Source organism: Paraburkholderia sp. UCT31 (assembly GCF_014397655.1).
Lineage (GTDB): Bacteria > Pseudomonadota > Gammaproteobacteria > Burkholderiales > Burkholderiaceae > Paraburkholderia > Paraburkholderia tuberum.
In genome coordinates this window covers 143,579-156,285 of record NZ_VZQP01000012.1, presented here as the reverse complement: position 1 = coordinate 156,285, position 12,707 = coordinate 143,579, and the positions used below count along the sequence as shown (strand labels likewise).

The 12,707-nt window shown below is 65.5% G+C and carries 8 protein-coding genes and 1 pseudogene; 8 read left to right on the top strand and 1 reads right to left on the bottom strand.

The features are described 5' to 3' along the window. Positions 1-5: 5 nt before the first annotated feature. The gene (locus F6X40_RS13035; RefSeq protein ID WP_187628140.1) at positions 6-1,022 is read right to left on the bottom strand and encodes a 1-aminocyclopropane-1-carboxylate deaminase; all 1,017 of its coding nucleotides are present in this window, start codon (positions 1,020-1,022) and stop codon (positions 6-8) included. A 140-nt stretch (positions 1,023-1,162) separates the two neighbouring features. Here F6X40_RS13035 and F6X40_RS13030 point away from each other — a divergent pair, with 140 nt between their 5' ends. The 8 genes and pseudogenes from F6X40_RS13030 to F6X40_RS12995 all read left to right on the top strand — a co-directional run bounded on the left by F6X40_RS13030 (position 1,163) and on the right by F6X40_RS12995 (position 12,624). Continuing rightward, a complete protein-coding gene (locus F6X40_RS13030; protein WP_187628139.1) occupies positions 1,163-1,702 on the top strand; it encodes an Lrp/AsnC family transcriptional regulator in 540 nt (179 codons plus the stop codon). Positions 1,703-1,849: 147 nt separating this feature from the next. Next, positions 1,850-2,608 (top strand): peptide-methionine (S)-S-oxide reductase MsrA, encoded by a 759-nt coding sequence (gene msrA / locus F6X40_RS13025; protein ID WP_187613551.1) that lies wholly within the window; start codon positions 1,850-1,852, stop codon positions 2,606-2,608. Between the two features lie 355 nt (positions 2,609-2,963). Then, positions 2,964-3,863: a MipA/OmpV family protein gene (locus F6X40_RS13020; RefSeq protein WP_184062403.1), complete on the top strand. Its 900-nt coding sequence runs from the start codon at positions 2,964-2,966 to the stop codon at positions 3,861-3,863. 107 nt (positions 3,864-3,970) lie between these two features. After that, positions 3,971-6,106: pseudogene (katE, locus tag F6X40_RS13015) on the top strand (catalase HPII); the annotation flags it as partial. Positions 6,107-6,367: 261 nt separating this feature from the next. Beyond that, positions 6,368-9,952 (top strand): response regulator, encoded by a 3,585-nt coding sequence (locus F6X40_RS13010; RefSeq protein ID WP_187628171.1) that lies wholly within the window; start codon positions 6,368-6,370, stop codon positions 9,950-9,952. Positions 9,953-9,986: 34 nt separating this feature from the next. Further along, entirely contained in the window at positions 9,987-10,832 is an 846-nt protein-coding gene (locus F6X40_RS13005) for a CheR family methyltransferase (protein ID WP_187628137.1), read from the top strand. Between the two features lie 10 nt (positions 10,833-10,842). Further along, positions 10,843-11,487 carry a chemotaxis protein CheB gene (locus tag F6X40_RS13000; RefSeq protein WP_187628136.1) on the top strand — a complete coding sequence of 215 codons (645 nt, stop codon included), beginning with the start codon at positions 10,843-10,845 and terminating at the stop codon, positions 11,485-11,487. 9 nt (positions 11,488-11,496) lie between these two features. Continuing rightward, positions 11,497-12,624, top strand: coding sequence for a hybrid sensor histidine kinase/response regulator (locus F6X40_RS12995; RefSeq protein ID WP_184062395.1), 1,128 nt, complete (start codon positions 11,497-11,499; stop codon positions 12,622-12,624). Positions 12,625-12,707 lie beyond the last annotated feature (83 nt).

The following is a 12,707-nucleotide window of genomic DNA, read 5'->3' as shown; positions in this document are numbered from 1 at the left end:
CCCTATCAACCGTTGCGGAAGATAAAGCTGTACGCGCTCAACGCCGGCACGCCGCCCAGGTGCGCATAAAGTACGCGCGAGCCGGCCGGAAATTCGCCATTACGCACCTTGTCGATCATGCCGTGCATCGACTTTCCCTCGTACACCGGATCGGTCAGCATGCCTTCGAACCGCGCACACAGACGGATCGCCTCGAGCGTGCCATCGTTCGGCAGACCGTATTCCGGGCCGCCGTAGCGCTCGTCGAGCACGATGTCCTTCGCGGTGATGTCGCGGCCCAGTTCGACGCTCTCGGCGGTCCGCTTCGCGATGCGCGTGATCTGCTCGCGTGTCTGCGCCGGTTTCGCCGATGCGTCGATACCGATAACCCGATCGGCGCGGCCGTCGGCGGCGAAACCGACGACCATGCCAGCCTGCGTGCTGCCCGTCACCGAGCACACGACGACGTAGTCGAACTTGAAGCCTAGTTCGGCTTCCTGCTGACGCACCTCTTCGGCAAAGCCGACGAAGCCGAGGCCGCCGAGCGGATGGTCCGAGCAGCCGGCCGGAATCGCGTACGGCTTGCCGCCGGCCGCGCGCACGCTGTCGAGCGCGTCTTCCCAGCTCTTGCGAAAGCCGATGTCGAAGCCGTCCGGCACGAGCCGCACGTCGGCGCCCATCATGCGCGACATCTGGATGTTGCCGACGCGGTCGTACACCGCATCCGAGTAGTTGACCCAGTTCTCCTGCACGAGCACGCACTTCAGGCCCAGATGCGCGGCAACCGCCGCGACCTGGCGCGTCTGGTTCGACTGGATGCCGCCGATCGACACGAGCGTGTCGCAGCCCTGCGCGAGCGCGTCGGGGATCAGATACTCGAGCTTGCGGGTCTTGTTGCCGCCGAACGCGAGGCCGCTATTGCAGTCCTCGCGCTTGGCATACAGCTCGACCTTGCCGCCGAGATGCTCGCTCAGACGCTTGAGCGGTTGAATTGGCGTCGGTCCGAAGGTGAGCGGGTAGCGGGGGAATCGTTGCAGGTTCATCGCGGCTCCGTGGTGGGGTGATTTCCATGAGTTTATGTTAGGAAAAACCGCCAGAAATGAGCTTGCGAAAAAAATCGCGTGGACGTATTTTTCGAAATCAAAGAACGTCCGGTTCCTAACAAAACTTCGTACACATGGTCATGAGCGCAACGAAAGTTCGTGCTGGAGCGGCACCTTCGGGCATCGGCGCGATCCCCTCCGCCTCGCCGGCTGATCCCCACCACCCGCTCGATCGCATCGATCGCGCGATCCTGCGGCAGTTGCAAACCGACGCGTCGATTTCGAACGTGGCGCTCGCCGCGAAAGTGAAGCTGAGCGCGCCGGCGTGTTTGCGGCGCGTCGAACGCTTGAAGAAATCGGGGCTGATTCGCGGCGTGGTCGCGCTGCTCGATCCAAAGGCGGCCGGCGCGGGCATGCTCGTGATCATCGGCGTGGTACTGGATCGCTCGACGCCCGAGTCGTTCGCCGAGTTCGAGAAGGCCGCGCAGAAAGTGGCCGGCTGCATGGAGTGCCACGTGGTGACCGGCGAGTTCGACTATTTCATGGTGATCCGCACGCGCGACAGCGACAGCTTCAATCGACTCCACGCCGAGCAGTTGCTGTATCTGCCGGGCGTACGGCAGATCCGCTCATTCATGGTGCTGAAGGAAATCCTGTCGACCACGAAATTTCCGCTGTGAGCCGCGCGGCCGCGCCGCCGGCCGCGAAAGCGCGCATGCTGTCATAAACGCCGCGCCCGCGCGACCAAGCTTCGGCGCACCCGCATGCGGCCGTGGCAGCACCGTACCAAAGCGGGCGGGCGCCGGCACTTTTCCGGAGCGACCATCATGACTCGCAACAGACCGCAATTCCTTACATCGTTCGGCGGCAGCTCGAAACGCACACGCGCGGCCGTGTTGTCGCTGCTGCTAGGCGCGGCCGCGCTCGCGTTGCCGCTCGCGCAGCGCGTCGCGTTCGCGGCGGAGAGCGCGGTCGTGATCGCGCCGCCCGCGCTCGACGAACCGATCCCGGCCAGCACCGCGCACGAGGAAACCGCGGTGTTCGCGGGTGGCTGCTTCTGGGGCGTCCAGGGGGTGTTCCAGCATGTGCGCGGTGTCACGCGGGCGGTGTCCGGTTACTCGGGCGGCTCACGCGACACCGCGCAGTACGAGACCGTCAGCGGCGGCGAGACGGGGCACGCGGAATCGGTGCAGGTCACGTTCGATCCTGGCAAGGTCACCTACGGCCAGTTGCTGCAGGTGTATTTCTCAGTGGTTCAGGACCCGACCGAGCTGAATCGTCAGGGGCCCGACAGCGGCACGCAATACCGCTCCGCGATCTTTCCGCTGAACGACGCGCAACGGCACGTCGCGCAAAGCTACATTGCGCAGCTCGACAAGTCGCACGTGTTCCCCGCGCCGATCGTCACGAAGACGGAGCCGTACAAGGGCTTCTATCCGGCCGAGTCGTATCACCAGAACTATCTGACCTTGCATCCCGATTCGGCCTACATCGTGTTCAATGACATGCCGAAAATCGCCAACCTGAAACGCCTGTTCCCCAACCTGTATCGCGACAAGCCGGTACTCGTCGAAGCAGGGCAATAACCCCTCCGAACGGCGGCGCCAGCGGCGCCGCCGCAGCGCCGGACCGTCTTCGGGTTACGCCTTGGGTCGCGCTCGTCATCAATCTTCCACAGAGTTGGCGCGTATCTTGCGCAGCAATGTTCCGTTGGCCATTGTCCACGTCACCGCGGCGTGCAAGGACTATGCGCAGTGGCCACACGAGCGCGGGGGTCATGCGGGCTCGTCGCGCCTCGTGCGCATCGCGCTGCCCGCTTCATCGACTGGAAAAATTACACGCCGTAAGTAACAGCGCGGCGGTCGTCCGCGTTGTTGGGTCCGCGCAGGACCCCGGGCGAAAACCTAACCTCATCGCGACGAGCGAAATTGGAGGCTTGCGGTGGTCAACAGCCGTAGAAAGAAGCGGGGCGCCATGCCTCGCCATAAACAAACCGGCATCGCGGCTAGCTCGCTCGTCGCCGCGACCTTGGGCGCGATGGCCTGCGTGCCGGGTGTGGTCTTCGCGCAGACGCCGTCGCCGCTCGGCGAATGGCAATATTCGGTGGGCGTTCCGCTGCAGAAGATGTGGCAGCCGAACATTCCCGACTGGCAACTGCGCTTCGGCGTGGCCACATCGTTCCAGCCGCGCTTCGAAGGATCGGACCGCTATCACCTGGTGGCCGGCCCGAGCATCGACGTGCGCTACAAGGATCTGTTCTTTCTGTCGAGCGGCGAAGGTTTCGGCGTGAATTTCGCGCAGGGCGAGAACTGGCGCATGAGTCTCGCCGCGGTCTACGACCTCGGGCGACGCGGCCAGGACGATCCGCAGGAACTCAACGGGCTCGGCAACATCAACCCGGCGCCCGGTCTGAAGCTTTCGGGCGAGTACGTCGTGTCGAAGGATTTTCCGCTCGTCCTGCGCGCCGATATCCGCCGCTATTTCGGCGGATCGAACGGCTGGATCGGCGATCTCGGCGCCTATATGCCGATGCCCGGCAGCACCAGGCAGTTCTTCTGGTTCGCCGGCCCGAACGTGGTGCTCGCGGACTCCAATTACATGAACAGCTGGTTCGGCGTCAATCAGGAGCAGGCCGCGCACTCGCAGTATCCGCAGTATCACGCGAGCGCGGGCTTCAAGTCGGTGGGTTTCGGCGTCAGCGCGATCTGGCTGTTCAGCAAGCACTGGTTCGCGACCGCCGACGGCGCGTTCGAGCAGCTCGTCGGCAGCGCCGGCAACAGTCCGATCACGCGCAGCCGCGCGACCGGCGTCGCCGACGTGTCGATCAACTACCGGTTCTGACGCACCGCCGCCGCGCAGCCACTGCGCCGTGACCTGGTGGGTATAGCCCTTGCTGACTCTGTGATCGCGCGCCGCGACGCCTCCGTCGCCGCGCGCCCGAACACAAGGAGTCGATCCCCATGGCAGGTAAAGCGAATACCCGGAAGGCCGCGGCCCAGGCAAACGGGGCAGCGCAGTCGAACGACGCGAAATCGAACGATCTCGAACGCAATCGCGTGAAGCCGCAAGGCGAGGCCCTGAGGACCAATCAGGGCGTCAAGATCGCCGACAACCAGAACACGTTGCGTGCGGGACCGCGCGGTCCATCGCTGCTGGAAGATTTCATCATGCGTGAAAAGATCACGCACTTCGACCACGAGCGCATTCCCGAACGGATCGTGCATGCGCGTGGCTCGGCCGCGCATGGTGTCTTCAAGGTCTACGAATCGATGCGCGAGTACACCAAGGCCGCGTTTTTGCAGGACCCGGCCGCCGAAACGCCGGTCTATGTGCGTTTCTCGACCGTGCAAGGTCCGCGCGGCTCTGCCGACACCGTGCGCGACGTGCGCGGCTTCGCGACGAAGTTATACACGCAGGAAGGCAATTTCGATCTGGTCGGCAACAACATGCCGGTGTTCTTCATCCAGGACGCGATCAAGTTTCCTGACTTCGTGCATGCGGTGAAACCGGAAGCACCGAACGAAATGCCGACCGGCGGGTCCGCGCACGACACGTTCTGGGACTTCGTCTCGCTCGTGCCCGAATCGGCGCACATGGTGCTGTGGACGATGTCGGACCGCGCGATTCCGCGCAGCTTACGGACGATGGAAGGCTTCGGCGTTCACACGTTCCGCTTCGTCAATGCGCAGGGCAAAGCTCGTTTCGTCAAGTTCCACTGGCGTCCCGTGCTCGGCTCGTATTCGCTGCTGTGGGACGAAGCGCAGAAGCTCGCGGGCAAGGACCCGGACTTTCACCGCCGCGACCTATGGGAAGCGATCGAGCGGGGCGATTATCCGGAGTACGAACTGGGGGTGCAGATCGTCGAGGAAGCCGACGAGCACAAGTTCGATTTCGACCTGCTCGATCCGACCAAGCTGATTCCGGAAGAGCTGGTGCCGGTGAAAATCATCGGCAAGATGACGCTCAATCGCAATCCTGACAACTTCTTCGCCGAGACCGAGCAGGCCGCGTTCCATCCGGGGCATATCGTGCCGGGCATCGATTTCACCAACGATCCGTTGCTGCAGGGGCGTTTGTTCTCGTACACGGACACTCAGATCAGCCGCCTCGGTGGCCCGAACTTTCACGAGATTCCGATCAACCGGCCGGTCTGTCCATCCGTCAACAATCAGCGCGATGCGATGCATCGGCAGGCGATCCATGTCGGCCAGGCGTCGTACGAGCCGAACTCGCTGAACGACGGCTGGCCGAAGGAAACCGATCCGGCCGCTGAAGATGGCGGCTTCGACAGCTATCAGGAACGCGTCGAGGGCACGAAGATTCGCGTGCGCAGCGACTCGTTCGCCGATCATTTCTCGCAGGCCGCGTTGTTCTACAACAGCATGTCGCAGCCGGAAAAAGACCATATCGCGGCGGCCTATCAGTTCGAGCTCGGCAAGGTGACGAAGCCCGAGATTCGCGCGCGTCAGGTCAACGAGATTCTCGCGAACTTCGACGCCGATCTCGCCGCGAAGGTCGCCGAAGGACTCGGCTTGCCGGCGCCGAAACAGGGCACGGCGAAACTCGTCGGGCCGAAGACGTCGCCGGCGTTGAGTCTGCTCAATCGCGTGAAGCCCGGCATCGAGACCCGCAAGATCGCGCTGCTCGCCGCACCCGGCTCCGATGGCGCGGCGATCAAACAGTTGCAGCAGGCGCTCAAGGCCGAAGGCGCAACGCCGATGCTGATCGCGCCGACGCTCGCCGGGATCGATGGCCTCACGCCCGACGCGACGATCGCCGGGCTGCCATCGGTGATGTTCGACGCGGTGATCGTCGTCGGCGGCGAGAAGGGGGCGAAGGCACTGTCGCAATCGGGCGATGCGCGGCACTTCGTGCTCGAAGCGTTCAAGCATCTGAAGGCGATCGCGGCGCTCGGCGCGGGGCGCGACCTGCTCGCGGCCGCGCAGCAGTTGCCTGCGCAGTCGGACGGCGTCGCGACCGGCGAGGACTCGCAGTCCGCCGACGTGTTGAAGGCGTTCATCAAGGCCGCCGGACAGCATCGCGTGTGGTCGCGCGCGGCGCAGGCGGAATCGGTGCCGGCCTGAGCGGGCCGAGCCGGTTGCGCTGATGCGCTGCCGCGTGAGCCGCTGAACGGTGCTGAGCGTAGCTGAAACGCGGCGCGTCGATGCGCGTCGATGCAGGAATCTGGCCGGTGTTAGCCGGCCAGGTTGGTTTTGCATTCGGCGTCGCGCGCGTGCGGGTCGTCCTTGTATGATGACAGCGGTCGCATCGCGGCACTCAACACCGTGCGCAGACCCGAAAAATATTCTGCATCGACCCGATTCGCCATGCCACTTACAGAAAAAATGACCGCATCGCAGGCCGTCGATCAACTCCGTTTCCGCCGCATCCTTCGCCGCAATATCGCGCTGCCTTTGGGCGTCGGCCTCGTCACGATGGCGCTGTTCGTCGGCTTGATCGCGTATCTCGTGTCGACGATGAACTGGGCCGAGCACTCCGAGCGCGTGATCGGCGACGCCAACGAAATGCTGCGGCTCGCGGTGGCTCGCGAATCGTCGATGCGCGGCTTTCTGATCACCGGTAACGAGAGTTTCCTCGCACCGTATGAAAACGGCGGCCCGAAATTCAAGGCACAGCTCGAAGCGTTGAAACAGCAGGTCGCCGACAACCCGCCGCAAATCGAGCGGCTCAAGCAGATCGAGGCCTTGCAGGAGCGTTGGAGCCGCTTCGCCGAACAGATCATCGACGCGCGCCGCCGCAACCAGGACTATGAGAGCGCGATCGCAGCGGGGCGCGGCAAGCTCGAATTCGACGAAACGCGCCGCGAATTCGGCGATTTTCTCGACGTCGAATTGCGCTTGCGCCAGCAGCGCGTCGAAGCGACGCGCAACGTGACGGCGACGCTGGTCGGCGTGTTTCTGCTGTTCAGCCTCGTCGTCAGCGGCCTGCTCGCGTGGCGAGGCCGTCGCGAACTGCTGGACCTGTCCGAGATCTATGACGACGTGCTGCGCCGTCAGGCCGAACAGACCGCGCTGCTCGAGCAGCAGGTCTGGTTGCGCTCGGGCCAGCGGCTGCTCGCGGACAAGGTCGTCGGCCAGACGAGCGCGCCGCTCGTCGGCCGCGCGATGCTCGAGTTTCTCGCCCAATATCTTGATGCGGTCGTCGCCGCGCTGTACGTGCGCGACAGGCAGAGTGGCACGCTGCGCCGCGTCGCCGCGTACGGCTATAGCCGTGACAGCGAGCAGACGGCCGCTCTGAGTTTCGAGGAGGGTGAAACGCTGGTCGGCCAGGCCGCGCGCTCGCGCCGCACGCTGGTGCTGCGCGACGTGCCGGCCGATTACGTGCGGGTCGTGTCGGCGACGGGCAGCGGCGCGCCGCGCAATCTGCTGATCCTGCCGATCGACAACGACGGCCAGGTCAACGGCGTCGTCGAAATGGGCTTCCTGCGCGAGGTGACGCCGCGCGACGAAGCGTTCATGGAGCTGATCCGCCACAGCATGGGCAATTTTCTCGAGGCGGCGCTGTATCGCGAACGCCTGCAGGATGCGCTCGCCGAGACGCAGCAGCTGAACGAGGAGTTGCAGGTCCAGCAGGAGGAGTTGCGGGTCTCCAACGAAGGGCTCGAGGAACGCGGCCGCGCGCTGCTGGAATCGCAACGGCGCCTCGAAGCGCAGCAGGCCGAGCTCGAACAGACCAACGTGCGGCTCGAGGAATACGCGCTGCGGCTGGAGCGGCAAAAATCGGATCTGCTGCGCGTGCAGAACGATCTGGCGGCCAATGCGGAGCGCCTCGAACAGTCGAGCCGCTACAAGTCCGAGTTCCTCGCGAACATGTCGCACGAATTGCGCACGCCGCTGAACAGCTCGCTGATTCTCGCGAAGCTGCTGCAGCAGAATCGCAGCGGCAATCTGACCGACGAGCAGGTGCGCTACGCGGAGACGATCCACGCGTCGAACAGCGATCTGCTCGTGCTGATCAACGACATTCTCGACCTGTCGAAGGTCGAGGCGGGTCAATTGACGGTCGAGCCCGAAACGGTGTCGATCGAGGCGACGCTGCAATCGCTCGAAGAAATGGTTCGTCCGATCGCGGCGACCAAGCACTTGCGTCTCGCCTTCGACACGTTGCCGGGCACGCCCGATACGTTCGTCACCGATGGCCAGCGGCTCACGCAGATCCTGCGCAACCTGCTGTCGAACGCGGTGAAGTTCACCGAGCGCGGCGAGGTCACGCTCGAGGTCGCCAGGGTCGAGGACAACGTGCTGCGCTTCGACGTGCGCGATTCGGGCATCGGTATTCCGGCCGACAAGCTCGACATGATCTTCGAGGCGTTCCAGCAGGCCGATGGCTCGACGAGCCGTCAATATGGGGGCAGCGGCCTCGGGCTGTCGATTTCGCGCGAGTTCTCGCGGCTGCTGGGCGGGCGCATCACGGTGGCGAGCGAAGTCGGCAAGGGCAGCGTGTTTTCGCTGTGGCTGCCGCTCGATGCGCGCGAGGCGCGCGTGAGCGCGGACGGCGCGATGACGAGCGTCGCCACGCTGAACGCGCTGAACGCGGGCATGGGCGCGCAGGCGACGGCGCAAGCGCCGTTCCTGCGCACGCCGCTCGACACCGCACCCGCCGCGGTGATTCCGCCAGCGAATGGTCTGGCAAGCCGGGCGCCGCCCACCGCGTCGCGCGAAGCCTTGCTGCCCGGCGCCGCCGAGCCCGCCGCCGCGTCGATAGCCGACGATCGCGACCATCGCACCCGCGCGGGCCGTCTGATCGTCGCGGTCGAAGACGATCCGCCGTTCGCCGCGATTCTGCGCGATCTCGTGCACGAACTCGACTTCGACTTCGTGCACGCGAGCGATGCCGCGAGCGGCCTCGCGCTGGTGCGCGACATGCGGCCGGCCGCGGTGCTGCTCGACGTCGGTCTGCCCGACCGCTCGGGCCTCACGGTGCTCGAATGGCTGAAGAACGATCCGCTGACTCGCCACATTCCGATCCATATCGTGTCGGCCACCGATCACGCCGACAAGGCGCTGCATCTGGGCGCGATCGGCTACACGCTGAAGCCGACCGCGCGCTCGACGATGGAGGCCGCGATCCGCCGCCTCGAAGCGCGGCTGCAACAGCGCCTGAAGCGCGTGCTGGTGATCGAGGACGACGCGCCGATGCGCGAAAGCATCCGCGCGCTGCTGCAAAGCGAGAACACCGAGATCGTCGCGGTCGCGACGCTTGCCGAGGCGTTCGAGCAACTGTCGGCGCTGACGTTCGACTGCGTCGTCACCGATCTCGCGCTGCCGGACGGCACCGGCTACGATCTGCTCGAACGCCTCGCCGCGAACAGCGCGCATGCATCGCTGCCGGTGATCGTCTACACGGGCCGCATGCTGTCCGACGAAGAGGAGCACCGGCTGCGCCGCTACTCGAAGTCGATCATCATCAAGGGCGCGAAATCGCCGGAGCGTCTGCTCGATGAAGTCACGCTGTTTCTGCATAGCGTCGAGTCGTCGCTCGCGCCGGAGCAGCAGCGCATGCTGCGCACGGTGCGGCAACGCGACAATGCGTTCGAGGGCCGCACGATCCTGCTCGCCGAAGACGACGTGCGCAACATCTTCGCGCTGTCGCACGTGCTGGAGCCGCTCGGCGCGAAACTGCTGATCGCGCGCAACGGCCGCGAGGCGCTCGACGAACTGGAGAACGGGCCGGAAGTGCATCTGGTGCTGATGGACATCATGATGCCCGAGATGGACGGCCTGACCGCGATGGGCGAGGTTCGCCGCAATCCGCGCTTCGCGCATCTGCCGATCATCGCGCTGACCGCGAAGGCGATGGCGAACGATCGCACGCGCTGCCTCGAAGCGGGCGCCGACGACTACGTGTCGAAACCGATCGACGTCGACAAGCTCGTCGCGCTGTGCCGCGTGTGGCTGCGGCAGCGCTGACGGCGCGAGCGTAAGCACGGAAGCGAGCAACGCGATGAAACCGTCCGCATCTGAGGCACCGCACCGCATCAGCGATTTCGACATCGAGCTGCGGCTGCTGCTCGAGGCGATCTATCTGAAGTATCAGCACGACTTTCGCCACTACGCGATGTCGTCGCTGCGCCGCCGCCTCGCGCAGGCGCTCGATGAATTCAACGTGGAGACGCTGTCGCAATTGCAGGACCGCATCATGCGCGACGGCTACGAGTTTTCGCGGCTGTTCCGCTACCTGACCGTGCAGGTCAGCGACATGTTTCGCGATCCGTCGTATTTCCTCGCGCTGCGCGAGCACGTGCTGCCGCGTTTGCGCACCTACCCGTCGATCAAGGTGTGGGTCGCCGGATGCAGCACCGGCGAGGAGCTGTGGTCGCTGAAGATCCTGTTCGACGAGGAGGGTCTCACCGAGCGCACGCTGTTCTACGCGACCGACATCAACCCCGACGCGCTCGCGCGCGCGGAGGCGGGCATCTACGCGCTCGAACGCATCCAGGGCTTCACGCAGAACTATCTGGCGGCGGGCGGCACGCGTTCGCTGTCGGACTACTATCATGCAGCGTATGGCGGCGCGCGCTTTGCCGGCTCGCTCAAAGAGCGCGTGGTGTTCGCCGATCACAGCCTGTCCACCGACGAAGTGTTCCTCGAAGCGCATCTGGTGTCGTGCCGCAACGTGCTGATCTATTTCGATCGCGGCTTGCAGGATCGCGCGTTGGGGCTGTTCGAGGACGCACTGGTGCGGCGCGGCTTTCTCGGCCTGGGCAGCAAGGAAACCCTGCGGTTTTCACATCACTACCCGGCGTTCGACGAGTTTCGCGCGGCCGAACGCATTTATCAGAAGCGTTAGCGAGGTCGCGATGCCACGCTCGACCAGTGAACCCCCGCCCACCCAGGCCGCCGACGCCGGCACCGCCGCGCGGACACACGCGCGGCGCGGCTATCAACTGGTCGTGATCGGCGGGTCGGCGGGCGGCATCGAGGTGCTCAAGGTGCTGCTCGCCGCGCTGCCCGCGCGCTTCGCGGCAGCCGTGATGATCGTCGCGCATCTGCCGCCCGATTCGCCGAGCTATCTGGTGCCGGCGATCGCGCATCGCTGCGCGCTGCCGGTGCTCGAACCCGATGCGGGGGAGCTGATTCTGCCGGGCCGCGTGTACGTCGCGCCGCCCGGTTATCACATGCTCGTCGAAGTGGACCGCACGGTCGCGCTGTCGACCGCTGCGGCGGTGCGCTTCTCGCGGCCGTCGATCGACGTGCTGTTCGAATCGGCCGCCGCGGTGTACGGCGAGCGGCTGCTTGCGATCCTGCTGTCCGGCGCCAACGACGACGGCGCGCAGGGGCTCGAATGCGTGCGCGCGCTCGGCGGCGCCGCGTGGGTGCAGGACCCCGGCAGCGCCGGTGCACCGGAGATGCCGCGCGCGGCGATCGAGCGCGGCGCGGCCGACGCCATCTACAATCCCGAAACCCTGGCGAAGCGCCTTGCCGCGCTGCCGACTTCCCTCTGAACCGGTGCCATGACGAACTCACCAGTGAACATCCTGATCGTCGACGACATCGTCCACAACATCACCGCGCTGGAAGCGTTGCTCGCGCGGCCCGACGTCGCGGTGCTGGTCGCCGACTGCGGCACCGCCGCGCTCGATCTGCTGCTCAAGCACGAAGTCGCGCTGGCGATTCTCGACGTCAATATGCCCGGCATGAACGGCTTCGAGCTGGCCGCGCTGATGCGCGGCAGCCCGCGCACGTCGCACGTGCCGATCATCTTCCTGAGCGCGACCGCGCAGGACGCGTCGCGCACGTTCCGTGGCTATGAGGCGGGCGCGGTCGACTTCCTGTACAAGCCGTTCGATCCGCGCATCCTGCAGTCGAAGGTCGACGTGTTCGTGCAGCTGGAGCAGCAGAAGCGCGAGCTCGCCGCGCAACTGGTGACGACGCGCCAGATGCTCGAAGCGAACGAGATGCTGATGGCGGTGCTCAGCCACGATCTGCGCACGCCGCTCGGCGCGGTGCTGGCGTCGGCGGAATACCTGATGCGCACGGCCGCCGACGAGCAGGCCGCAACCGTCGCCGCGCGCGTGAAGAACAGCTCCCTGCGCATGGCGCGGATGGTCGATCAGCTGCTGAACCTCGCGCGCCTGCAGGGCGGACGTCTGCCGTTGCAGCCGCGCTCGATCGAACTCGCGACGCTGTGCCGCTCGGTCATCGACGAATTCGCATCGCAGAAGAGCGGCAAGCAGATCGTGTTCACCTGCACCGGCAAGACGGCCGGCGCGTGGGATACCGATCTCGTGTGGCAGGCGGTGTCGAATCTCGTCAGCAACGCGCTCCATCATGGCGCGCCGGAGGGCGATATCGGCGTGGAGGTCGATGGCGACGCCGAGGATTGCGTGCGCCTGAAGGTGTCCAATCGCGGCACGATTCCGGCGGAGGTGTTTCCGCATCTGTTCAAGGCGTTCGTGTCGAACGGCAACGGCGCGCGCTCGCGCGAAGGGCTCGGGCTCGGTCTGCATATCGTGCAGGAGATCGCGCGCATGCATGGCGGCGGCGTCAGCGTCGTATCCACGGACGAGTCCGGCACGACCTTTACGATCGAATTGCCGCGGACGGTGGCGTTGCAGCGGGGGTCGTTTACCCGGCGATAAAGCATCGCCAGGCCGGCGATCACGCCGGTAGGCCAGCGCCGCGTGCCCGCTGTGCTACGCTTGCCGCAACCCAATTCACGCAG